Source organism: Phenylobacterium sp. CCH9-H3, from assembly GCF_001557235.1.
Lineage (GTDB): Bacteria > Pseudomonadota > Alphaproteobacteria > Caulobacterales > Caulobacteraceae > Phenylobacterium.
Genome location: NZ_LSJI01000062.1, coordinates 36,111 through 58,234, shown reverse-complemented (window position 1 = coordinate 58,234; position 22,124 = coordinate 36,111). Strand labels below are relative to the sequence as shown.

Here is a 22,124-nt window from a genome sequence, read left to right as displayed (position 1 = left end):
GCCCCGCGTCAAACAAATTGGACCGCCCTTGCTCGGTGACGGCGGCATGAGCGCGCCGGCCGATCCGCGCCTGATCCTGCGGGAGGACGAACTGGACGCCGGGCTCGAGCTGCTGCTGCTGGCCGAGGCGTCGCTCTGGGCGGCCGTGGACCAAGGACTGGAGGCCGAGGCCCTGGGCCTGGGCCGCTCCCACTGGCGCGCCGCCTTCCTGCTGCGCCGCCGACCGGGCGTGGGCGTGCAGGAACTGGCGCACCTCACCAGCCTGTCGAAGCAGGCGGCCAGCCGCATCCTCGTCGATCTGGCCGCCAAGGGTCTGGTGGAAAAGCAGGCCGGCGACGTGGACGGCCGTCGGCGTTCCGCCGCCCTGACGCCCCGCGGGGAGGCCTTCGAAAGCGCCATCAGCGAGCGCCTGCGCAGCCAGCTCACCCGCGCCTATCGCATCGGCGGACTGGACGGCGTGGCCGGCGCGCGCGCCATACTGGCGGCGATGGCCGGCGGCCGGATGCGAACCCCCGGCGGAGGACGCCCATGAGCTTTTCGGACGCCCCGCCCCGCGCCCGGCACCTGCTGGTGGTCGACGACGACGACCGCATCCGCGACCTGCTGAAGGAATACCTGACCCGCGCGGGCTTCCGCGTGACCGCCGCGGCGGGCGGTGCGCCGGCCCGGCGGCTCCTCGCCACGCTCGATTTCGACCTGGCCGTGTTCGACGTGATGATGCCGGGCGAGGACGGCTTCTCCCTCACCCGGTGGCTGCGCGAGCAGAGGGGCACGCCCGGGCGCACGCCGGTGCTGATGCTGACCGCCAAGACCGAGTCGGGCGACCGGATCGAGGGCCTGAAGCTGGGCGCCGACGACTATCTGGGTAAGCCGTTCGAGCCCGAGGAGTTGCTTCTGCGGATCGAGGCGATCCTACGCCGCGCCAGCGACCGCCAGCCGGCCGGCGGCGCGCTCTCCCTGGGCCGCTGCCAGTTCGACGCCGACCGCGGCGAACTCTCCTGCGCCGGCGAGCCGGTGCGCCTGACCGAGGCCGAGGTCTCGCTGCTGCGCCAGCTCGCCCGCACCCCGCACGAACCGGTCGACCGGCTGGAGCTCGCGCGCGGCTCGGTGGACCCGTCCGGCCGCGCCGTTGACGTGCAGGTCACCCGCCTGCGCCGCAAGATCGAGGACGACCCCAAGGCGCCCCGCTATCTCCAGACCGTCCGCGGCGTCGGCTATCGCCTGGCGCCCGACTGATGGGACGAAGCACGACCTTTCCAGCTCCTCCCCTGTCGCGCAGACGACGGGGGAGGTGGATCGTCGCGCAGCGGCGAGACGGAGGGGGCGTGAGGCGGCCGGCTCCGGGGGGGCGGCTTTGCGCGCCCTCCGGCGCTTCGCGCCACCCCCCCCGCCGTCTTCGCGACAGGGGAGGAGCGAGCACGTGAAACTCCCCTCCTCCACGCGCGTGCTCATGCGCTGGATGAAGCGGCGGCTGCCGTCGACGCTGTTCGCACGCTCGCTGCTGATCATCGTCCTGCCGGTCGCCCTGATGCAGATCGCGGTGACCTACGTCTTCTTCGACGCCCACTGGCAGACGGTGACCGCGCGCCTGTCCGAAGGGCTTGCCGGCGACATCGCCTGGGCCGTCGAGAGCTATCGGGAAGACCCGACGCCGGAGAGCTTCGCCAAGCTCAGCCAGCGCGCCGAGGACTCCATGGGCCTGTCCATCGCCCTGCAGCCGGGCCGCAGCCTGCCCCTGCGCCGCCGCGATCCGCCCGTGCTGCTGGAGGCCTTCTTCGCCCCGATCGACCGCTCGCTGGACCGGGCGCTGAGCGAGCGGCTCGATGCGCCCTTCTGGTTCGACACCACCCGCTACCCCGCCTACGTGGACATCCGGGTCGGGGTGCAGGGCGGGGTGATGCGGGTGCTGGCGCCGCGCGACCGCGCCTTCGCCACCCAGGGGCACATCTTCGTCCTGTGGATGACCGTAGCGACCGTCCTGCTCACCGCTATCGCCCTGCTCTTCATCCGCAACCAGGTGCGGGCCATCGAACGGCTGGCCGACGCCGCCGAGGCGTTCGGGCGGGGGGCCGACGTGCCCGCCTTCAAGCCGCACGGCGCGCGCGAAGTCCGCGCCGCGGCGACCGCCTTCCTGGCCATGCGCGGGCGCATCCAGCGCCATATCGAACAGCGCACCGCCCTGCTCGCTTCGGTCAGCCATGACCTGCGCACGCCCCTCACCCGCCTGAAGCTCACCCTGGCCCTGTCCGAACAGACCAAGCGCACCGCCGACATGAAGCGCGACCTGAGCGAGATGGAGCACATGATCGACGAGTACCTGGCCTTCGCCCGTGGGGAGGGTGGAGAGGCCGCCGAGCCCGTCAAGCTGCGCCCGCTGATCGAGGCGGTGAGCGAAGGCGCCCGGCGCCTCGGCGCGCAGGTCGATGTGGCCGCGGACGATGACCTGACGGCCACCGCGCGGCCCAGCGCCTTGAAGCGGGCCCTTTCCAACCTGGTGATGAACGCCGCCGCGCATGGCGAGCACGTGGCGGTGGCCGCCCGCCGGGCGCCCGACGGCGGCCTGGAGATCACCGTGGACGACGACGGTCCCGGCATCCCGGCCGATCAGCGGGAGGAGGCGTTCAAGGCCTTCGCGCGCCTGGACGAGAGCCGCAATCAGAACACCAAGGGCGTGGGCCTGGGCTTGGCCATCGCGCGGGACGTCGCCCGTGGCCACGGGGGCGATATCGTGCTGGACCGTTCGCCGCTGGGCGGGCTACGAGCCATGGTCAGGCTGCCGGGATAAACATCCAGGGAATTCTACGATGCGCGCTTTCGTCATCGCCGCCGGCCTCGCGCTGGCCGCCGCCGCGCCCGCTTTCGCCGCCGATCCCGTCGAGGGCGAGTGGCTGACCCAGGCCGGGACCGCCAAGGTCCGGATCGGACCTTGCGCCACCCAGCCCGGCAGGATGTGCGGAAACATCTCGTGGCTGAAGAATCCCGCCGACGCCAAGGCGACCGACGCCAACAACCCTGACGCCAAGCTGAAGGCCCGCCCGATCATGGGCCTGCCCATGTTGCACGGGTTCAAGCCCGCGGCGCCCGGCAAGTGGACCGGCGGCAAGATCTACGACCCGCAGGCTGGCAAGACCTACGACAGCAAGCTGAGCGTCAATCCCAACGGTACGCTGAAGGTCGAAGGCTGCATCGCGGTGATCTGTCAGGCCCAGACCTGGCGGCGCAGCTAGGCGCCCAGCTCCTTCGACCGGCGCACGGCCGCCGCCACCGCCTCGCGCATCAGGTCGGGCAGCGCCCCGTTCGCCAGCAGGACGTCCAGCGCCGCCTGGGTCGTGCCGCCGGGCGACGTCACCTGTCGGCGCAGCTCGGCGGGGTCTTCGCCGGTCCGATTCAGAAGGGCCGCGGCCCCCGTCAGGGTGGAGCGCGCCAGCCGCTGGGCGTCCTGCGGCGACAGGCCGGCGGCGGCGCCCGCCGCCTCCAGCGCCTCGATGAATGCGTAAAGATAGGCCGGCGACGAACCCGACACCGCCGTCGCCGCATGCATCAGGTTCTCGTCGGTCAGCGCCACCACCGCGCCCAGCGGCTCGAACAGGGCGCGGGCGCGGGCCAATGCCTCAGGCTCGTCGGCGTAGAGGCTGGCCGTCCCCTGACCGATGGCCGCCGCCGTCGTCGGCATCACCCGCGCCACGCAGCGGCCGCCGAATTCCCGCGCGATGTCGGCCGCCTTCACCCCAGCGGCGATGGACACGACGATCGCGCCCGACCCGAGCCAGGGCGCAACTTCCGCCGCCGCCTCGCGCCAGACCTGGGGCTTCACGCCCAGCACGACGGTCCGCGCCCGGGCCAGGCCCGCGTCGGGCGGGTTGAGAACGGCCCCGGCGGCTTCGGCGGCCTTCGCGGCCGGCCCTGGGTTCGGATCGCGGATCATCAGGTCGGACGCGGCGAAGGCGCCGGCGGCCAGCCACCCCTCGGTCATGGCGCCGCCCATGCGCCCGGCGCCCAGCATCAGGATCGGCGTGATCATACGGGCAGCCTTAGCGGACCCCGCTCCGGCGCAAAACCCCGAACGATGGTCCGCCGACTCCGATTGACGCCGGAGCCCGGGCGCGCTTGCCTCGCGCCATCCTGGATTGCCTTGGGGGTTGCTGGTGAAGACGTCGCGTGCGCTGCTGTTCGGAACGGTCATGGCCCTGGCCCTGGGGTCGTCGGCCCTCGGCCAGACGGCCCGGCGCGAGGTGGGCAATATCGTCTATGACGGCGCGCCGCCCACGCCGCCCGCGCTGCAGGCCGCGCTCGCGCCCTATTACAATGCCCGCTCGGCGGTGTTCGAGGACTGGTTGCCCGACGGCTCCATGCTGATCGCCACCCGTTTCGGCGACACCAACCAGATCCACCGCGTGGCCAGCCCTGGCGCGGCGCGCACGCAGCTGACCTTCTTCAGCGAGCCGATCAGCGTGGCGCGGGTCCGCCCCGGTACGTCCACATACCTCTATCCGCGGGACGTGGGCGGTGCGGAATACTACCAGGCCTACCTGCGCGACCTGGCGGGCGCCGAGACCCAGCTAACCGCGCCGAACACCCGCAACCAGGCCTTCGTCTTCACCCGCGACGGCAAGACGGTCGCCTGGGCCCAGGTCACGCCAGGCGATCCCAACTACGACATCGTCGTGGCCGATCCCTCCAATCCGGCCAGCCGCAGGACGGTGCTGGAAGGCACGGGCTCGATGTCGCCGCAGGACATCACGGCGGACGGCAAGACCATTCTGGTCAACCGCTACCAGTCCTCCACCCAGGTCGAGCTGTTCACCCTGGACGTGGCCAGCGGCAAGCTGACCCAGATCGGGCCCAAGCGGAAAGCGGCCTATCAGGGCGGCGCCTTCGTCGATGGCGGCGCCGCGGTCCTTACGCTTTCGGACGACGGCGCGGAGCATACGCGGCCGGTGGTGATCGACATTAAGTCCGGGAAGCTCCGCGACCTCGAGCCGGGGGCCAAATGGGGCTCGGAGGATTTCGACGTTAGCCCCGACGGCAAGACCGTGGCCCTATGGGTCAACGAGGAGGGCTATTCCACCCTCGTTCTGCGGGACGTGGCGACCGGCAAGGTGCTGCCGGGGCCGAAGCTGCCCAAAGGGGTGCTGACCGCGGCCAAGTTCTCGCCGGACGGATCGAAGATCGGTCTCAGCCTGTCCACCTCCACCAGCTCCGGGGATGTCTGGAGCTATGACCTGAAAAGCGGCCAGCTCGTGCGCTGGACGGAAAGCGAGCTGGGCGGCCTCGATCCCGCCAAGCTCGTCGAGCCCGAGCTGTTCCGTTACCCGACCTTCGACGGCCGCCAGATCCCGGCCTTCATCTACAAGCCCAAGGCCGCGAAGGCCGGCAAGCTGCCGGTGGTGATCCAGATCCACGGCGGCCCGGAAGGACAGGAGCAGCCGAACTTCAACCCGCGGCGGCAGTCGTGGGTGAACGAGCTGGGCGCGGCCGTGATCATCCCCAACGTCCGCGGGTCCTCCGGCTATGGCCGCACTTACCTCGGCCTCGACAACGCCGAGAAGCGCGAGGACTCGGTCAAGGACATCGGCGCCCTGCTGGACTGGGTGGCGACGCAGCCCGACCTGGACGCCAGCCGGGTGGCTGTGGTCGGCCAGTCCTATGGCGGCTACATGGTCCTGGCGGTGGCGGGCCACTACAACGACCGGATCGCCGGGGCGATCGACCTCTACGGCATCTCCGACTGGGTCACCTTCCTGCAGAACACCGAGGGCTACCGGCGCGACAATCGCCGGGCCGAGTATGGCGATGAGCGGGACCCGAAGATGCGCGCCGTCTTCGACCGCATCGCCCCGATCCGCATGAGCGAGCGGATGAAGAAGCCCATGATGGTCTTCCAGGGCGCCAACGACCCGCGGGTGCCGCGCACCGAGTCCGAGCAGATGGTCGCCAAGCTGCGGGCCCAGGGGACCGAGGTCTGGTACGTCCTGGCCAAGGACGAGGGCCATGGCATCTACAAGAAGGCCAACCAGGAAGCCGTGCGGGCGACCGAGGTGGTGTTCCTGAAGAAGGTGCTTTCCCTCCCTTGATGGGGAGGGAAGCCTTCTAGGCCTCGCCGACCGTCTCGAACATGCAGGCGGCGATGGCCTCCTGCGGGGTCTTGGCGCCGCGCAGGAGGAAGTCGAAGGCCGGGAAGAAGCGGTCCGCCGCCTCGACCGCCACGTCGATCATCGCCGCGGCCTGCGCCAGGCTGGGCTGTTCGCCGGCCATCAGCGCCATGCCGTGCCGGAAGATGATCTCGCCCTCGTCCCACAGTTCGAAGTGGCCGAGCCAGACGCGCGGATTGATCGTGGCGATCAGTTCCTGCGCCGTCTGGCGCTGCGCCTTGGGCACCGCGAGGTCCATGGACAGGCAGAGCTGGAGGGTGTCGCCCTCCGGCCGCCAGGCGAACCAGAGCTCGTAATCCTTCCAGTCGCCCGCGAGGGTAAAGGCGAGGTCGCCGTCCTCGGTGCGGTCGAAAGGCAGATTCTCGGCGGTGAGCACATGCTCGACGACGTCGAGGGGGTCGTTCGTCAGGACGACGTTTTCGTCCGTCTGGGAGGTGTCCATTACGACCCCTTATGACTCGGACGGAGAGCGGAACGCCGCCCCCGAATCGTCCGCATGAAGGACCCTAGACCGTTTCTCGAGGTCAGTGTCACCGGGTTCTTGCGACACGCGAACAGCTTTCGCGTGGCGTGCAGTGTTCTCACGAGCCTTTCGCGGCCTTTCGCGGCGATTTCGCGGCCTTCAAAGCCTCGATTTCCTGGCGAAGCGCGGCCACTTCGGCCTTGAGCGCGTCGTAGTCTTCCCGGCGCACCAGGTCCATTTCCGCGACCAGCCGATCGGTCTGGCTGCGGAAAGCGGCCTTCGCCTCTTCGCCGGCGGCCTGGGCCAGGCCCATGGCGGCGGTGCTGAGCTTCGCGATCTCGTCGAGGATGGGGTTCTGCGTCTGCATTCTTGTCTTCTTTGGCCGAAACTGGCCCGTCCGCCTGTCTATATGGTCCTTCGGGGGATGAAAGCGAATGCCTTCTCCTCTAAGTCGCTGTTCTGAACGCAGGAGTCGCCTGAGAAGTGCCGTTCCCGAACATCGATCCGATCCTCGTGCAGCTCGGGCCCTTCGCCATCCGGTGGTACGCCCTGGCCTATGTGGCGGGCATCCTGCTGGGGTGGCGTTATGCCACGGGGCTGCTCCGCAACACGGCGCTGTGGACGCGCCGTCCGGCCCCGTTCACGCCCGAGCAGATGGACGACCTGATCCTGTGGATCGCCATCGGGGTGATCGGCGGCGGCCGCCTGGGCCACGTGCTGTTCTACACCCCCCTCTCGCAGACCCTGGCCGACCCGCTCAGCGTCTTCCGGGTCTGGGAGGGCGGCATGAGCTTCCACGGCGGCGTCATCGGCGTCTCCCTCGCCATGATCATCTTCGCCTGGCGCAACAAGCTGGACCTGCTGCGCATCGCCGACGTGGTGGCGCCGGCCTATCCCATCGGCCATTTCCTGGGCCGCTGCGCCAACTTCATCAACGGCGAGCTCTGGGGACGCGAGGCGCCGGGCCTGCCCTGGGGCTTCGTCTTCTGCAACGACCAGATCCGCGAGACCTTCGGCTATTGCCCGGCGGGCGAGGTCGTCCGCCATCCGAGCCAGCTGTACGAGGCCGCCTTCGAGGGCCTGATCCTGTTCCTCATCCTGCGCTGGGCTACGCACGGGGCGAAGCTGGGAAACCGGCGCGGCGTGATCGCGGGCATCTTCGTCCTCTTCTACGGCATCTTCCGCATCGCCATCGAGACGGTGCGCGAGCCCGACGCCGGCCTCGACAACCTGCCGCTGGGCCTGACCATGGGGATGATCCTGTCCGCGCCGATGGTGCTGGGCGGCCTCTACCTGATCTGGCGCGGGATGCGCGAGCCCCTGCCCCCGGCCCTGCCCGCGGCGGGCGTGGAGCCGGAGGGCCAGCCCGCCCGCACCCCTGCGTGAGCGAGCGCCTTCGCGAGCGGCTGGCGGCCCAGATCGCCCAGACCGGGCCGCTGACGCTCGCCCAGTACATGACGGCCTGCCTGCATGATCCGCAGGACGGCTACTACGCCACCCGGCCGGCGCTGGGCGAGGACGGCGACTTCATCACCGCGCCCCTGGTGAGCCAGATGTTCGGCGAGCTGATCGGCGTGTGGGCCATGTCCGTCTGGCAGGCGATGGGCGCCCCCCCGCGGTTCACCCTCGTGGAGATGGGTCCGGGCGACGGCACGCTGATGGCCGATCTGCTGCGAGCCGCACGGCTCCTGCCCTCCTTCCTGGATGCGGCCGACGTCTGGCTGGTGGAAACGTCCGAGCCCCTGGCCGCCCTGCAGGCCGCGCGGCTTCCGGACGGCGTTCGCTGGGCGCAGACCCTGGACGAGGTTCCGGGCGGGCAGCCGACGATCCTGGTCGCCAACGAACTCCTGGATTGCCTGCCCGTCCGCCAGTTCGTCCGCACGCCTGTGGGCTGGGCGGAACAGGTGGTGGGGCTGTCCGACGACCGACGCCTGAGCTTCGGCCTCGTCCCCGCGCCCGTCGCCCTGCCTGACGCCCGGGAGGGCGTGGTCTACGAGCGCTCGGCGCCGCAGGAGGCTCTGGGCGCAGCGATCGGCGAGCGGCTGGCGCGGGACGGCGGCGCGGCGCTGCTCATCGACTACGGGCGCGACCAGCCCGGATTCGGCGACACGCTGCAGGCGCTGGTCCGGCACGAGCGGGTCGATCCCCTGGCCTGTCCCGGCGAAGCCGATCTCACGGTCCACGCCGACTTCCCGGCCGTGATGGGGGCGGCCCGCAAGGCGGGGGCCGAGGCGGCCATCCTGACCCAGGCCGCCTTCCTGGCGCGGGCCGGGATCGGCGAGCGGGCCGAGGCCCTGGTCCGCGCCCGTCCCGACAAGGCCGCCGTCATCGGTCGCCAGCTCAACCGGCTGGTGGGCGGCGACCAGATGGGCGAACTGTTCAAGGCCTGCTGCATCCACTCCCCCGGCTGGACGCCGCCGGCGTTCGAGGAGGCCTGACGTGACCCAGCTCCCCGTGCTCACCTCGCCCCTGCTGAATCTGCCGGGGATCCGGCACGCCTTCTTTACGCGGCAGGGCGGCGTCTCCACCGGGATCTACGCCAGCCTGAACGTCGGCGTGGGGTCGAAGGACGATCCCGAGGCCGTCAGCGAGAACCGCCGCCGCGCCGCGGCCCACCTGGGCGGCGATCTGGTCACCGCCTACCAGGTCCACTCGGCCACCGCCCTGGTCGCCGATGGCCCCTGGCCGGCGGGGCCGCCGCAGGCCGACGGGGTCGTCACCGCCACCCCTGGTGTCGTCTGCGGCGCGTTGGCCGCGGACTGCGCGCCGATCCTGTTCGCCGATGCCGCGGCCCGGGTGGTCGCCGCGGCCCACGCCGGATGGAAAGGCGCTCTCACCGGCGTCGCCGAGCACGCCATCACCCGCATGGAAGCCCTAGGCGCCCGGCGCGACCGGATCGTGGCCGCCGTCGGCCCCTGCATCGGCCCGGCGTCGTATGAGGTCGGACTGGAGTATGTGCAGCGGTTCACCGACGCGGACCCCGCCTACGGACGCTTCTTCAGCGCCGGGACGGCGCCCGACAAGCGCCAGTTCGACCTGCCGGCCTTTGTCCTCTCGCGGCTGCGCGCCGCCGGCGTCGCCCGGTGCGAATGGATCGGCCGCGACACCTGCGCCGAGCCGGACCTGTTCTTTTCCAATCGCCGCGCCTTCAAGCAGGGCGAGCCCGACTATGGGCGCCTGCTCTCGGCGATCGTGCTGACCTAGTAGACCGGCGCCAGGGCGGCCAGGCTCAGGCCCGCGGGCGTCAGGCTGATCCGGTCGCCGCCCAGCTCCGCCAGCAGGCCCTTGGCGGCTAGGCCGGCTGTCGCCTCACGCAAGCGCTCCTCGCCGAACCGGCCGATCCGCTCGGCGCCCAGGAACAGCGCGCCACGGTCGATCTCCTGGCCCACCGTCAGGCCATCGAGGCGCGCGACGGACAGCAGCGCCCACTCGGCGTCGTCGAGAAGAGGCCGTCCCTCCGGAGCCGGCGGCGGCGGTTCTGGCGCAATTTCCGGGCCCGCCGGACGCTCAGACTGCAGAAGCGGCGCCTTCGCAAGCATGGCCGCCGCCAGCTCGCGCTCGCCCGAGACCGGCCGGTCGCAGCCGTGCTTGAGCAGGTGCTCCACCTCGGCGTCCGAATGGGCGCGCGCGATGATCTCCAGGTCGGGGTTCGCCCGCCGCGCCTGCTCGATGACCCCGCCGGCCTCGAAGCCGTCCGGAATGGTGCAGATCAGTCGGTGGGCCGCCCGGACCCCGGCTGCGGCGAGCACTTGCGGATCGGCCGCATGGCCCGCGAGCACCTCGAACCCCGCATCCCGCGCGCGCCGGCGCGCCGCGTCGTCGAGCTCGACCACCAGGAATGGCCGCCCCGCCGCCTCCAGGCCTTCGGCCACCGATGCCCCGACCCGGCCGAAGCCCACCACGATGACGTGCTCCGTAAGCGCGGTCGGGAGAAAGTCGTTGGCCGGCTCGGGAACCTTGGCCTCGGCGGCCGCGACCTTGGGCCGGGCGCGCATCACCGCGGCGAAGATCATCGGATTGAGCAGGATCGAGATGATCGCCCCGCCCAGGATCAGGTCGCGGCCCGCCTCGGGCAGCAGCTGCAGGCCAACGCCGAGCCCCGCCAGGATGAAGGAAAACTCCCCGATCTGCGCCAGCGAGGCCGCGATGGTCAGGGCGGTCGAGGTGTCGTGCCGGAACGCCCGCACGATGGCGAAGGCCGCCAGCGACTTGCCCAGCACGATGATGGCGACGGTGGCGGCGAGGGCCCACGGCTGTTCCACCAGGACGTTGGGGTTGAACAGCATGCCCACGGACACGAAGAACAGCACCGCGAAGGCGTCGCGCAGCGGCAGCGTCTCCTCGGCGGCCCGCTGGCTGAGCTCGGACTCGGCCAGGATCATGCCGGCGAAGAACGCCCCCAGCGCGAACGAGACGTCGAACAGCAGGGCCGCCCCGAACGCCACGCCCAGGGCGATTGCGAAGACGGCCAGCCGGAACAGCTCGCGCGATCCGGTGTGGGCGGCCCAATGCAGGATCCAGGGGATCACACGCCGGCCGACGATCAGCATGAAGGCCACGAAGGCGATCACCTTGCCGATCGTGATCGCCAGCGGGATGGCCCAGCCCTGTCCCGCGCCGGCGCCGGAGGGGGCGAGCGCGTCCGCCAGGGCGGGCAGAAGCACCAGGGCCAGGACCATCGCCAGGTCCTCGACGATCAGCCAGCCGACCGCGATCCGGCCGCGGTCGGTCTGAACGATCCGCCGCTCCTGCAGCGCCCGAAGCAGGACCACGGTGGACGCGACCGAGAGCGCCAGGCCGAACACGAGGCCCGAAACCAGCGGCCAGCCCATAACATGGGCCAGGAGCATCCCCAGGAGCGTCGCCGCCGCCATCTGACCCAGCGCGCCCGGGATCGCGATGGTCCGGACCGAGAGCAGATCCTTCAGCGAGAAGTGCAGGCCCACCCCGAACATCAGCAGGATGACGCCGATTTCGGCGAGCTCCTGCGCGAGTTCCTGGTCGGCCACGAAGCCGGGCGTGAACGGCCCCACGAGGACCCCCGCCGCCAGGTATCCCACCAGCGGCGAGATCCGGAACCGATGAGCCAGCGCCCCGAGCCCGAAGGCGACGGTGAGGCCCGCGACGATTGTGGCGATCAGCGGGGTATGATGGGGCATACGTCTCCTGGGTCGGGCGTCGAGAGGTGGCGTCGGCCTTCCGGATAGCCGTCCGGCTGCGCCGTGGCCAATAGAGCCCCCGTGATCGAACGCCGGATCGCCCCTTGCCCGCGCGCGATCCCCTGCTACAAGCCGCGCAAATCCACCTAGGGGAGTCGGGGTCGATGAAGCTGCTGGCCGGCAACTCGAATCGTACGCTGGCCCAGGCCGTCGCTTCTCACCTCGACGTGCCCCTGACACGGGCCCAGGTGAAACGCTTCGCCGACAACGAGGTCTGGGTCACCATCGACGAGAACGTCCGCGGCGAGGACGTGTTCATCCTGCAGTCCACCAGCTATCCAGCCAACGACCACCTGATGGAGCTGCTGGTCTGCATCGATGCGCTGAAGCGGGCGTCGGCGCGGCGGATCACCGCGGTCACCCCCTACTTCGGCTATGCGCGCCAGGACCGGAAGACCGGGGGCCGCACGCCGATTTCGGCTAAGCTGGTGGCCAACCTGATCACCCGCGCCGGCGCCGACCGGGTCCTGACCATGGATCTGCATTCGGGGCAGATCCAGGGCTTCTTCGACATCCCCACCGACAACCTGCTGTCCGCGCCGCTGCTGGCCGCCGACATCAAGGAGAACTACGAGAAGCCCAAGGACCTGATGATCGTCTCGCCCGACGTGGGCGGCGTGGTTCGGGCGCTGGCCGTCGCCAGCCGGCTCAACACCGAGCTCGCCATCGTCGACAAGCGCCGCTCCGGCCCCGGCAAGAGCGAGGTGGCCAACATCATCGGCGACGTCTCGGGACGCCGCTGCATCCTGTTCGACGACATGATCGACGGCGGCGGCACCCTGTGCAACGCGGCCCAGGCCCTGATCGACGGCGGCGCCACCGAGGTTTCAGCCTACGTCAGCCACGGGGTGCTGTCGGGCGGCGCCATCGAGCGGGTGGAGGCCTCGGTGCTGAAGGAACTGGTGATGACCGACTCCATCGCCCCACCGGATCGCGTCGGGACCGCGCCGAAGATCCGCTACGTCAGCTGCTCCGGCCTGATCGGCGAGGCGATCCGCCGCATCGCCAACGAAGAGAGCGTGTCGAAACTGTTCGACTGATCCCATGGCTTGCCCAGGCGGCGCCTGGGCGGGTAATCCATGGGGTCTCCGGGGGCGGACAACGAGAATCACCACTCGCAAGAGGGGGAAAGCGTCTGATGCCGTTCCGTCTTCCGATCCGATCCGCCGCCATCGCGGCCCTTGGCGCCGCACTCTTGGCCGGATGCGCCGAACCACCGCCCGTGATCACGCCGCCGCCGCCGGCCGCGCCGACGGTGAGCCTGTCGCCCAAGCTGATCGAGCTGGCTTCGGCCTACCGCTACTACATGGTCCGCACGACGGGGATCACGCCCGAGTTCACCGACGGCGCCTCCGTGGCCCGCTCGCTGCAGACCGGGGCCTCCTATGAGCCGCAGCAGCTGGTCCGCGGCTCCATCGCCTATGCCGCGGTCATCGCCCTCCAGGACAAGGCTTTCGTCGAAGGCGTCCGCGTCTACGCCAAGGACCCTGTCCAGCGGCGGCAGATCGCCTACGAGATCATGAAGGACCCGGCCTATGCGGTCGGCATCTCCGGCTCGGCCAGCGCCGCCGGCCTGGTGATCGCCACCCTGGGCGGCGACGCCCAGCGGCTCTACGACCAGGGCAAGGCGGTCAAGCAGGCCGCCTATGACATCCAGAAGCAGCCCTGGTCCAAGGCCGAGGTGCCGGGCCGCGAGGCGCGCCTGGCCGGCGCCAAGAGCCTGTCGGCCTCGGCCATGCTGGGAGACGTGGAGGAGACCGCGCGCCTGCAGCAGGCGTCGATGGGCGTCTCGTCGCTGGGCCTAACCGCGACGGCCGCGCCGCCGCCCTACACGCCGACGGTGATCCGCGGGCTGGCGATCGCCGCCCTCGCGGCCCTGGGCGAGGCGACCGACGCCAACGCCGAACAGCTGATGGCCCTCACCCACGAGCCCAACATCGGCATGTGCATGGGCACGTCGAAGCTCAACCTCTACCAGTGCCTGGCGGTCGCCCGCCCGAACTACGAAGACGTCTTCTGCCTCGGTCAACACGCCATGATGGACACGGGCCGCTGCGTGATCCGCGCCGCCGGCCTGCCCGAGCCCTACGAGGCCCGCTACATCCCCGACGCCAAGACCATCGCCAAGGGCATGCCGACGAAGAAGCCCGCGCCGAAAAAGGGCAAACGCAAGAGCTGACGCGCCGCAGCTTGGGCCGGTTGCGCCGGCCAAGGCTTTTGTGTATCTACGCGCACCCTTTCGACCCATATGGGTTTGACTTCCCATCGCCGCGCGCGAGACGCGCGGCGGTTTCGTTTTGAGGCAAGGCCATGGCCGAGATCGTTTTGAACGTTGAAGTGCGCGAGCGGACCGGCACCGGCGGCGCCCGCGACACCCGCCGCTCGGGCATGGTGCCCGGCGTGCTGTACGGCGGGGACAAGGCCCCCGTGGCCATCGCCGTGAAGTCGAACGAGTTCCGCAAGGCGCTCTACACCGGCAAGCTGCTGGGCCACCTGGTGACGCTGAAGTACGGCGCTGAGACCCAGCCGGTCATCGCCAAGGCCGTCGACATGCACCCGGTGACCGACGAGCCGGTGCACTTCGACCTCTACCGCGTCGACGAACACCAGCAGATCAAGATCGAAGTGCCCGTGCACTTCTCGCACCAGGATGAATCGCCCGGCCTGAAGCGCGGCGGCTCGCTGAACATCGCCCTGCACACGGTCACCGTCTCCTGCCACGCCGACTCGATCCCGGAAGAGATCGTCGTCGACCTGACCGGCAAGGAAATCGGCGACAGCATCCGCATCGCCGACCTGAAGCTGCCGGCGAAGGTGGAAGCGGCCGTTGAGGCCGACGTGGTCGTGGCCTCGATCGCCGCCGCCAAGGTCGACACCGGCGCCGCCGAGGGCGAAGCCGCCGAAGGCGAAGCCGAGGCCTAACGGCGTCGCGTTCCCGCGGGGGTCGATGTGCTGATCATCGCCGGCCTGGGCAATCCCGGTCCGACCTACGCGAAGAACCGCCACAACATCGGCTTCATGGCCGTTGACGAGATCGCGCGCCGCTGGGGCTTCTCAGCGGCGCGTTCGCGTTTTCAGGGCCAGGCGTCGGAGGGCTCCATCGACACGCCTCAGGGGCCGGTGCGCGCGCTGATCCTCAAGCCCCAGGGCTACTACAACGAGAGCGGCCGTTCGGTGGGCGAGGCGGTGAAGTTCTTCAAACTGGATCCCGCCCAGGACCTGGTCGTTTTCTACGACGAGATCGACCTGGCGCCCGGCCGCTTCCGCATGAAGGCCGGCGGCGGGGCTGCGGGCAACAACGGCGTCCGCTCCATCACCGCCCAGGTCGGGCCCCACTTTCGCCGCGCCCGCCTGGGAACGGGGCACCCTGGCGACAAGGCCTTGGTCCAGGGCCACGTGTTGTCCGATTTCCACAAGGCCGACATGAAGTGGGTCGAGCCGCTGCTTCAGGCCTGCGCCGACGCCGCGCCGCTGCTGGCCATGGGCGAGGATGAGAAGTACCAGGCCGAGGTCATGCGCTTGGCGCCTGCCGAGAAGCTGGACCCTCGCAAGCTTGCTCGGGGTGAACCATGAGCCTGTTCAACCTGCTCGGCGGCTCGCTGCCGCTCATCGGCCTGTCGCTGATCGTCTCGATCGCCCTGGCCGTCCATGTGGTCCGCACCGGGCGCGAGCTGTTCTGGCTGTGGATCATCCTGATCTTCCAGCCGATCGGCGGGCTCGTCTACTTCCTGGCGATCCTCCTGCCTGAACTGACCCGCGGGCCGGCTGCGCGGCGGCTGGAGCGCTCTGCCCGCGCCGCCCTGGATCCTCTGCGCGAGTACCGCGAAGCGAAGCAAGCGTGCGAGGACACGCCCACCGTCCGCAACCAGTCCCGACTGGCCCAGGCTGCCGCCGCCCTTGGCCGCCACGACGAGGCCGAGCGCCTCTATGCCGAGGCGGCCCAAGGCATCCACGCCGAGGACCCGGCCCTGTTGCTGGGTCGCGCCACCGCGCTCCTGGAACTGGACCGCGCGGACGAAGCGCTGCGGGTGATCGAACTGATCCCGGGCGGGGAGACCGTCGATCCCTTGGCGCCGGCCGCAGTGCTTGTCCTGGCCCGGGCGCATGAGCGTCTTGGCGACGCGGCCAAAGCGGACGCGGCCTATGCCGAAGCCGTGTTGCGCATGCCCGGCTTCGAGGGACAGGCCCGGTACGCCGCCTTCATGGCCCGCAACGGCCGCAAGGCCGAGGCCCGGGCCGCCATCGCCGAGATGGACAAACGCCTGACCAAGCTCGCCGCCCAGTTCCGCAGGGAAGGCAAGCACTGGCGCGACCTGGCCGCCAAGGCGCTCGCCGAGGGCTGAGGCGGCGGATACCGGCGTTGCGCGACGGTCCGCCCCACGACATAGTCCTCCGCGTCGCGCTTACGGCGGCTGGGGAGAGTCAGATGAAAACCTTCATGTCCAACCCGAAAGGAGCCCCCTCTCACCTTCAGGACATGAAGATCCATGCCGACCCAAACCCGGAGGGCGCCGGCGCGGCCCGACGCCGCCTGTAGCCTTCCGTCTCCGCCGCCGCGCGCGGCCGAGGCCATCCAGCGCGACGATCCGGCGGTCCAGCCGCCCGGCCGCCTGCGCAGGTTCCTCTCCTACTACCGACCCCATCTGCCTCTGCTGGCGGCCGACATCGGCTGCGCCCTGCTCGTCTCCCTGACGGCGCTGGCCCTGCCGCTCTGTGCGCGAAGCGTCACCCAGCGCTTGCAGGACGGTCCGCTTCCCGACCTCGCCCCGATCTACGCCATGGGCGGCGTCATGCTGGCGCTGCTGGTCGTGCAGACAGCCAGCTTCCTGTTCGTGGACTACAAGGGCCACGTCATGGGCGCGCGGATGGAAGGCGCGCTGCGGCGCGAGTTGTTCGAGCACTGCCAAAAGCTGTCGTTCAGCTTCTACGACCGCCAGCGGGTGGGCCAGCTCATGAGCCGGATCACCCACGACCTGTCGTCGCTGGGCGAGCTTTACCACCACGGGCCGGAGGACCTGGCCATCGCCGGCCTGAAGCTGGCGGGGGTAACGGCGATCCTGGCCTGGCTGGACGCGCCGCTGGCCCTGTTGGTCCTCGGGCTGATGCCGCTCGCGGCGCTGTACGCCCTGCATTTCAACCGGCGGATGGGCAGGGCGCTCAAGCTCAGCCGCCAGCGGATCAGCGAGATCAACGCTCGGGTCGAGGACTCGCTGGCGGGGATCCGAGTGGTCAAGTCCTTCGCCAACGAGGACCTCGAGACCCGACGCTTCGATGTCGAGAACGACCGGTTCCTGGAAAGCCGGCGCGCCGGCTATCTCAGCGAGGCCTTCTTCTCGGCCGGCACGGCCACCTTCGCCCAGCTGCTGACGGTCCTTGTCATCGTCGTGGGCGGCGTGCGGGTGGTCCAGGGCGGCCTGGACGTGGCCGGCATGGTCACCTTCCTGCTCTGCGTGGCGGTGCTGGTCGACCCGATCCAGCGCCTCGCCAACTTCGCGCGCCTCTGGCAGCAGGGGTGGACCGGGTTCGAGCGGGTGATGGAAATCCTGGAGACCCGGCCCGACGTCCGCGACCGTCCGGGGGCCCGCGACCTGCCTCGGCCGCGCGGCGCCATCGCCTTCCACGACGTGGGTTTCGGATACGAGGGCGCAGGACCGGTGTTCCGCAACCTGTCGCTCGATATCCGGGCCGGCGAGTTCCTGGCCCTGGTGGGCGCCTCCGGGGTGGGCAAGAGCACCCTGTGCGCCCTCATCCCGCGTTTCTACGACGTGGCGGAGGGGCGGATCACCGTCGATGGCACGGACGTGCGCAACGTCACCCTCGCCTCGCTGCGCCGGCACATCGGGATCGTGCAGCAGGACGTCTACCTGTTCGCCGGCACGGTGGCCGACAACCTCCGCTACGGCCGCCCGGAAGCCTCGGAGGAGGACGTCGTGGCCGCCGCCAAGGCCGCCAACGCCCACGACTTCATCCGGGCGCTGCCGCAAGGCTACGACACCGACATCGGCCAGCGGGGCGTGAAGCTTTCCGGCGGCCAGAAGCAGCGGCTGACCATCGCCCGGGCCTTCCTGAAGGACCCGCCCATCCTGATCTTCGACGAGGCCACCAGCGCCCTGGACAACGAGAGCGAGCGGGCGGTCCAGGACGCCCTGTTCGCCCTCAGCCGCCAGCGGACGACCCTGGTGATCGCCCACCGGCTCTCCACCGTGCGCCACGCCGACCGCATCCTGGTGCTGACCCCGGCCGGGATCGCGGAGGAAGGCGCGCACGACCAGCTGATGGCCGCCGGCGGCGTCTATGCCGGGCTCCATCGGATGCAGGCCAGCATCTGATGCGGCGCGGGCCAGGCCGCACGACGGTCTGGCCCGCCTTGGTCCCCCGACGTACATAGCGAGCGCAGAATCAGGAGCCATTCCATGTCCCAGAGCCCTTGGGTCCACCATCGCAACGCCAGCGTCGCCGACGACATCGACTTCGAGATCAAGGGCCAGGAACTGCAGTTCGTGGAAATCGAGCTGGACCCGGGCGAGAGCGCCGTGGCCGAGGCCGGCGCCCTGGTCTGGAAGGACGCGGCGGTCGGCATGACCACGGTGTTCGGCGACGGGTCGGGCGGCGCCGACGGCGGTTTCATGGGCAAGCTGCTGGGCGCCGGCAAGCGCCTGGTCACGGGCGAGAGCCTGTTCACCACCGTCTTCACCCACAATGGCTCGGGCAAGGCGCGGGTGGCCTTCGCCTCCCCTACCCCCGGCGCGATCCTGCCGCTGAACCTGGGCGAGCTGGGCGGGCGGCTGATCTGCCAGAAGGACAGCTTCCTGGCCGCCGCCCGCGGGGTCTCCATCGGCATCGAGTTCCAGCGGCGCATGATGACCGGCCTGTTCGGCGGCGAGGGCTTCATCATGCAGAAGCTGGAGGGCGACGGCTGGGTCTTCGTCCAGATGGGCGGCACGGTCGTGGAACGCGAGCTGAAGGCCGGCGAGGAACTGCACGTCGACACCGGCTGCCTGGCCGCCTACACGCCCGGCGTCGACTTCGACCTGGTCATGGCCGGCGGCGTGAAGAGCGTCTTCTTCGGCGGCGAGGGCCTGTTCTTCGCCCGCCTGCGTGGCCCGGGGAAGGTCTGGATCCAGTCCCTGCCCTTCTCCCGCCTCGCCGGCCGTATGCTGGCGGCCGCAGGCGGAACCGGCCAGAACCGCGGCGAAGGCTCGATCCTCGGCGGCCTCGGCGATCTCATCGGCGGCAACAACTAGGCCCGCGGAAGCGGCCGACACCGCTTCGCCTCGCGGGTCGTCCATGCTAGGTGCGGCGCCTTCTATCCAAGGAACCGCACCGACCCATGGCCCTGAAAGTCGCCATCGTCGGCCTGCCCAACGTGGGCAAGTCGACCCTGTTCAACGCCCTGACCCAGACCGCTTCGGCCCAGGCCGCGAACTACCCGTTCTGCACCATCGAGCCGAACACCGGCGACGTGGCGGTGCCCGAGCCGCGCCTTGAGGCGCTGGCCGCCATCATCCCGTCCAAGGAGATCATCCCGGCGCGGATCAACTTCGTGGACATCGCCGGTCTGGTGCGCGGCGCTTCGAAGGGCGAGGGCCTGGGCAACCAGTTCCTGGCCAACATCCGCGACTGCGACGCCGTGGCCTTCGTCGCCCGCTGCTTCATCGACGACGACATCACCCACGTGGAAGGCAAGGTCGACCCGCTGGCCGACCTGGAGACCATCGAGACCGAGCTGATGCTGGCCGACCTCGAAAGCCTCGAGAAGCGGGTCGTCAACCTGGAGAAGCGCGCCAAGACCGGCGACAAGGAGAGCGCCCAGACCCTGCGCCTCGTCCAGCTGGCCCTGACCGAGCTTAACGCCGGCCGGCCGGCCCGCAAGGCCGAGGTGTCGAAGGAGGACGAGAAGGCGTGGCGCATGCTGCAACTCCTCACCTCCAAGCCGGCGCTCTATGTCTCCAACGTGGACGAGGCCTCGGCCGCTACGGGCAACGAGCTCTCCGCCAAGGTGGCCGAGCGGGCGAAGCGCGACGGGGCCGACCATGTGGTGATTTCAGCTCAGATCGAGAGCGAGATCGCCCTGCTGGACGCCGAGGAACGCGCCGAGTTCCTCGAGACCCTGGGCCTCACCGAGCCCGGCCTGAACAAGCTGATCCGCGAGGCCTATCACCTGCTGGGCCTGCAGACCTATTTCACGGTCGGTCCCAAGGAGGCCCGCGCCTGGCAGATCCACAAGGGCGATACGGCCCCGCAGGCCGCCGGCGTGATCCACACCGACTTCGAGAAGGGCTTCATCCGGGCCGAGACCATCGCCTACGAGGACTATATCAAGTTCAAGGGCGAGGCCGGCGCGCGCGAGGCCGGCAAGTTCCGCCAGGAAGGCAAGGAGTACGTGGTTCAGGACGGCGACGTCATGAACTTCCGCTTCAACGTCTAGGTCAGCATCGGAAGGGCGAGGAATGGGCGAGACGATCAAGATCGCGGGGGCCGACGGCTTCGAGTTCAGCGCCTATCACGAGCCCGCGTTCACGCCGCACAAGGGCGGCGTGATCGTGCTGCAGGAGATCTTCGGCATCGACCGGCACGTCCGGGCCGACGTCGAGCGCTGGGCCAAGATGGGCTACGAAGCCCTGGCCCCGTCCCTGTTCGACCGGCGCGAATGGGCCTTCACAGCCGACCACGACGCCGAGGGTCTGCAGGCCGGTCTGGCCCACGCCCGCGCCACGCCGCTGGAGCAGGCGCTGGGCGACATCGGCGCCTGCCGCGACTTCCTGAACAAGCACGGCGGCAAGGTGCATGTGGTGGGCTACTGCTACGGCGGCTCGTTGGCCTGGCTGGCCGCCGCCAAGGTCGAGGGACTGGCCGCCGCGTCCAGCTACTATGGCAGCATGGTGCAGGCGAATGCGGGCCTGAAGCCCCTGTGCCCCGTGATCGTCCACCTGGGCCGCACCGATCCCGGCATCCCCGCCGAGGACGTGGCCGCGGCCCTGGCCGCCGCCAACCCTGACGTGCCGGTCTACATCTATGAAGGCGCGGGGCACGGCTTCAACAACGAGAGCCCCGAGCGCTACAACGCCGAGGCCGCGGACCTGGCCCGCCACCGCACGCTCGAGCTGTTCGACAAGGCCTGAGGCATGGGCGAGGTCGTCCAGCTCCGGAGCGCGCGCGACGGTTTCGCCTTCGACGCCTACCGCGCCGCGCCGACGGACGCCCGGCGAGGCGGCCTCGTCATCTGCCACGCCATCTGGGGCGTGACGCCGCATCTGCGCGACCTGGCCGACGGCTTCGCCGAGGACGGCTACGAGGTGCTGGTCCCCAGCCTGTTCGACCGCTTCCAGAGGGGCTTCGCGGAGCGGGACACCGACCCGGCCCTGTTTCAGCGCCAGGACGGCTTCGCCCGGGCGACCCAGTGGGGCGCCGAGGTGCTGGACGGCGTGCAGGCGGCGATCGATGCGCTGTCGCCGCCGGTCTTCCTGCTGGGCTTCTGCTTCGGTGGGACCACCGCCTGGCTGGCCGCCTCACGTTGCACCGGCCTGTCGGCCGTGGCGTCCTACTACGGCGGCCAGATCACCGACTATCTGTCCGAAACGCCGAAGGTCCCCACCATCCTGCACCTGGGCAAGTCGGACGAGCTCATCCCGCCGGCCGATGTGGCGGCCATCCGCGAGACGCACCCCGAGCTTCCGGTCTATATGTACGACGCCGGCCATGCCTTCGTGGCTCCCAACGGCTTCCACGCCGACAGCGCCCGCCTCTCGCGCCTGCGCACCCTCGCCCTCTTCGCCCGCAATGGCGGCGGGCGCGGCGGCGAAGTCTAGAGTTCGATCTGCTTCCTGACGTCGGGATGCTTCTCCAGCACCCGCACCAGCGCCGCCTGGGCCGCCAGGATGCCGATGCCGGCGGCGTATCCCGAGAACACGCCCGCGGGGTAACGGCCGCCATTCGCGGCGTTGGAGATCTGCCAGTAGATCAACCCCGCGGCCCCGCCCAGCAAGGCGACGCCGTAGAGGATCGAGCGCAGGTTCTGACCGAACCCCGCCTGGAAGCTCATCCAGACATAGCGGGCCAGCGGCCGCCGCACCGGGCCAATCAAGAGCGGCAGGGTGAAGGACAGGCTCAGGAAGAGCGCGGGCCAGACCAGGGTCCGCTGGACAATGAGTTCGCTGCCGCCGGGCAGACGCCCGAACGCGTGTGCGACGGCGCCGGCATAGATCAGGGCCGCCGTGGCGACGGTGAGGTCCTGGGTGCGCTTGAAGCTCCGCCAAGCGGGCGTATGGGGCATGTCTCCAATGTAGGCGG

Annotated in this window: 23 protein-coding genes; 18 read left to right on the top strand and 5 right to left on the bottom strand. The window is 70.2% G+C overall.

Annotated features, from left to right (window positions below):
• Positions 1-46 precede the first annotated feature (46 nt).
• The 4 genes from AX721_RS05755 to AX721_RS05740 all read left to right on the top strand — a co-directional run bounded on the left by AX721_RS05755 (position 47) and on the right by AX721_RS05740 (position 3,227).
• A complete protein-coding gene (locus tag AX721_RS05755; RefSeq protein ID WP_068875064.1) occupies positions 47-532 on the top strand; it encodes a MarR family winged helix-turn-helix transcriptional regulator in 486 nt (161 codons plus the stop codon).
• Positions 529-1,236 (top strand): response regulator, encoded by a 708-nt coding sequence (locus AX721_RS05750; protein WP_068875063.1) that lies wholly within the window; start codon positions 529-531, stop codon positions 1,234-1,236. The genes AX721_RS05755 and AX721_RS05750 overlap by 4 nt, the downstream gene beginning before the upstream one ends.
• Before the next feature lie 214 nt (positions 1,237-1,450).
• Positions 1,451-2,785, top strand: coding sequence for an ATP-binding protein (locus AX721_RS05745; protein WP_068875062.1), 1,335 nt, complete (start codon positions 1,451-1,453; stop codon positions 2,783-2,785).
• A 19-nt stretch (positions 2,786-2,804) separates the two neighbouring features.
• Entirely contained in the window at positions 2,805-3,227 is a 423-nt protein-coding gene (locus tag AX721_RS05740; protein WP_068875061.1) for a DUF2147 domain-containing protein, read from the top strand.
• Here AX721_RS05740 and proC read toward each other — a convergent pair.
• Complete coding sequence (gene proC, locus AX721_RS05735) at positions 3,224-4,018, bottom strand: pyrroline-5-carboxylate reductase (RefSeq protein ID WP_068875072.1); 795 nt, start codon at positions 4,016-4,018, stop codon at positions 3,224-3,226. The two genes, AX721_RS05740 and proC, sit on opposite strands and share 4 nt — an antisense overlap.
• Positions 4,019-4,145: 127 nt before the next feature.
• Between proC and AX721_RS05730 the strand changes: the two genes are divergently transcribed.
• On the top strand, positions 4,146-6,074 hold the full coding sequence (locus AX721_RS05730; protein ID WP_231733468.1) for an alpha/beta fold hydrolase: 1,929 nt from the start codon (positions 4,146-4,148) through the stop codon (positions 6,072-6,074).
• 16 nt (positions 6,075-6,090) lie between these two features.
• Here AX721_RS05730 and AX721_RS05725 read toward each other — a convergent pair whose 3' ends face one another.
• Entirely contained in the window at positions 6,091-6,594 is a 504-nt protein-coding gene (locus tag AX721_RS05725) for a YbjN domain-containing protein (RefSeq protein WP_068875060.1), read from the bottom strand.
• A 139-nt stretch (positions 6,595-6,733) separates the two neighbouring features.
• Positions 6,734-6,982, bottom strand: a complete 249-nt coding sequence (locus AX721_RS05720) for an accessory factor UbiK family protein (RefSeq protein WP_068875059.1) — start codon at positions 6,980-6,982, stop codon at positions 6,734-6,736.
• A 116-nt stretch (positions 6,983-7,098) separates the two neighbouring features.
• On the opposite strand from AX721_RS05720, the gene lgt reads away from it, so the two are divergent.
• Genes lgt through pgeF form a run of 3 tightly spaced genes read left to right on the top strand, consistent with a single transcriptional unit; the run spans position 7,099 to position 9,819 of the window.
• Positions 7,099-8,001, top strand: a complete 903-nt coding sequence (lgt, locus tag AX721_RS05715; protein WP_068875058.1) for a prolipoprotein diacylglyceryl transferase — start codon at positions 7,099-7,101, stop codon at positions 7,999-8,001.
• Positions 7,998-9,053: a class I SAM-dependent methyltransferase gene (locus AX721_RS05710; protein WP_068875057.1), complete on the top strand. Its 1,056-nt coding sequence runs from the start codon at positions 7,998-8,000 to the stop codon at positions 9,051-9,053. Before lgt ends, AX721_RS05710 begins: the two co-directional genes overlap by 4 nt.
• A gap of 1 nt (position 9,054) precedes the next feature.
• Positions 9,055-9,819 (top strand): peptidoglycan editing factor PgeF, encoded by a 765-nt coding sequence (gene pgeF, locus AX721_RS05705; protein ID WP_068875056.1) that lies wholly within the window; start codon positions 9,055-9,057, stop codon positions 9,817-9,819.
• On the opposite strand, the gene ybaL is transcribed toward pgeF, so the two are convergent.
• A complete protein-coding gene (gene ybaL, locus AX721_RS05700) occupies positions 9,816-11,774 on the bottom strand; it encodes a YbaL family putative K(+) efflux transporter (RefSeq protein WP_082765827.1) in 1,959 nt (652 codons plus the stop codon). The two genes, pgeF and ybaL, sit on opposite strands and share 4 nt — an antisense overlap.
• A gap of 164 nt (positions 11,775-11,938) precedes the next feature.
• Between ybaL and AX721_RS05695 the strand changes: the two genes are divergently transcribed.
• The 10 genes from AX721_RS05695 to AX721_RS05650 all read left to right on the top strand — a co-directional run bounded on the left by AX721_RS05695 (position 11,939) and on the right by AX721_RS05650 (position 21,643).
• On the top strand, positions 11,939-12,874 hold the full coding sequence (locus tag AX721_RS05695) for a ribose-phosphate pyrophosphokinase (RefSeq protein ID WP_068875055.1): 936 nt from the start codon (positions 11,939-11,941) through the stop codon (positions 12,872-12,874).
• 98 nt (positions 12,875-12,972) lie between these two features.
• Positions 12,973-14,013 (top strand): hypothetical protein, encoded by a 1,041-nt coding sequence (locus tag AX721_RS05690; protein WP_068875054.1) that lies wholly within the window; start codon positions 12,973-12,975, stop codon positions 14,011-14,013.
• Positions 14,014-14,144: 131 nt separating this feature from the next.
• Positions 14,145-14,756: a 50S ribosomal protein L25/general stress protein Ctc gene (locus AX721_RS05685; protein WP_068875053.1), complete on the top strand. Its 612-nt coding sequence runs from the start codon at positions 14,145-14,147 to the stop codon at positions 14,754-14,756.
• A 27-nt stretch (positions 14,757-14,783) separates the two neighbouring features.
• A complete protein-coding gene (gene pth / locus AX721_RS05680; protein WP_068875052.1) occupies positions 14,784-15,407 on the top strand; it encodes an aminoacyl-tRNA hydrolase in 624 nt (207 codons plus the stop codon).
• Entirely contained in the window at positions 15,404-16,177 is a 774-nt protein-coding gene (locus tag AX721_RS05675) for a hypothetical protein (RefSeq protein WP_369796699.1), read from the top strand. Before pth ends, AX721_RS05675 begins: the two co-directional genes overlap by 4 nt.
• Before the next feature lie 144 nt (positions 16,178-16,321).
• Positions 16,322-18,163, top strand: coding sequence for an ABC transporter ATP-binding protein (locus AX721_RS05670; RefSeq protein WP_082765828.1), 1,842 nt, complete (start codon positions 16,322-16,324; stop codon positions 18,161-18,163).
• Between the two features lie 69 nt (positions 18,164-18,232).
• Positions 18,233-19,078 (top strand): TIGR00266 family protein, encoded by an 846-nt coding sequence (locus tag AX721_RS05665; RefSeq protein ID WP_068875051.1) that lies wholly within the window; start codon positions 18,233-18,235, stop codon positions 19,076-19,078.
• Between the two features lie 86 nt (positions 19,079-19,164).
• Positions 19,165-20,262 carry a redox-regulated ATPase YchF gene (gene ychF / locus AX721_RS05660; protein WP_068875050.1) on the top strand — a complete coding sequence of 366 codons (1,098 nt, stop codon included), beginning with the start codon at positions 19,165-19,167 and terminating at the stop codon, positions 20,260-20,262.
• A 22-nt stretch (positions 20,263-20,284) separates the two neighbouring features.
• Positions 20,285-20,956, top strand: coding sequence for a dienelactone hydrolase family protein (locus AX721_RS05655; protein ID WP_068875049.1), 672 nt, complete (start codon positions 20,285-20,287; stop codon positions 20,954-20,956).
• A 3-nt stretch (positions 20,957-20,959) separates the two neighbouring features.
• Positions 20,960-21,643, top strand: coding sequence for a dienelactone hydrolase family protein (locus AX721_RS05650; protein ID WP_068875048.1), 684 nt, complete (start codon positions 20,960-20,962; stop codon positions 21,641-21,643).
• Here the strand turns inward: AX721_RS05650 and AX721_RS05645 are convergent.
• On the bottom strand, positions 21,640-22,107 hold the full coding sequence (locus AX721_RS05645; RefSeq protein WP_068875047.1) for a hypothetical protein: 468 nt from the start codon (positions 22,105-22,107) through the stop codon (positions 21,640-21,642). The two genes, AX721_RS05650 and AX721_RS05645, sit on opposite strands and share 4 nt — an antisense overlap.
• Positions 22,108-22,124 lie beyond the last annotated feature (17 nt).

Coding starts and splice junctions, on each gene's coding strand:
- AX721_RS05745 (WP_068875062.1), top strand. CDS start 1,451: ATGCGCTGGATGAAGCGGCGGCTGCCGTCGACGCTGTTCGCACGCTCG.
- AX721_RS05650 (WP_068875048.1), top strand. CDS start 20,960: ATGGGCGAGGTCGTCCAGCTCCGGAGCGCGCGCGACGGTTTCGCCTTC.
- AX721_RS05655 (WP_068875049.1), top strand. CDS start 20,285: ATGGGCGAGACGATCAAGATCGCGGGGGCCGACGGCTTCGAGTTCAGC.
- AX721_RS05685 (WP_068875053.1), top strand. CDS start 14,145: ATGGCCGAGATCGTTTTGAACGTTGAAGTGCGCGAGCGGACCGGCACC.
- AX721_RS05675 (WP_369796699.1), top strand. CDS start 15,404: ATGAGCCTGTTCAACCTGCTCGGCGGCTCGCTGCCGCTCATCGGCCTG.
- AX721_RS05750 (WP_068875063.1), top strand. CDS start 529: ATGAGCTTTTCGGACGCCCCGCCCCGCGCCCGGCACCTGCTGGTGGTC.
- AX721_RS05740 (WP_068875061.1), top strand. CDS start 2,805: ATGCGCGCTTTCGTCATCGCCGCCGGCCTCGCGCTGGCCGCCGCCGCG.
- AX721_RS05725 (WP_068875060.1), bottom strand. CDS start 6,594: ATGGACACCTCCCAGACGGACGAAAACGTCGTCCTGACGAACGACCCC.
- ychF (WP_068875050.1), top strand. CDS start 19,165: ATGGCCCTGAAAGTCGCCATCGTCGGCCTGCCCAACGTGGGCAAGTCG.
- AX721_RS05670 (WP_082765828.1), top strand. CDS start 16,322: ATGCCGACCCAAACCCGGAGGGCGCCGGCGCGGCCCGACGCCGCCTGT.
- AX721_RS05690 (WP_068875054.1), top strand. CDS start 12,973: ATGCCGTTCCGTCTTCCGATCCGATCCGCCGCCATCGCGGCCCTTGGC.
- AX721_RS05755 (WP_068875064.1), top strand. CDS start 47: ATGAGCGCGCCGGCCGATCCGCGCCTGATCCTGCGGGAGGACGAACTG.
- AX721_RS05645 (WP_068875047.1), bottom strand. CDS start 22,107: ATGCCCCATACGCCCGCTTGGCGGAGCTTCAAGCGCACCCAGGACCTC.
- AX721_RS05695 (WP_068875055.1), top strand. CDS start 11,939: ATGAAGCTGCTGGCCGGCAACTCGAATCGTACGCTGGCCCAGGCCGTC.
- ybaL (WP_082765827.1), bottom strand. CDS start 11,774: ATGCCCCATCATACCCCGCTGATCGCCACAATCGTCGCGGGCCTCACC.
- AX721_RS05720 (WP_068875059.1), bottom strand. CDS start 6,982: ATGCAGACGCAGAACCCCATCCTCGACGAGATCGCGAAGCTCAGCACC.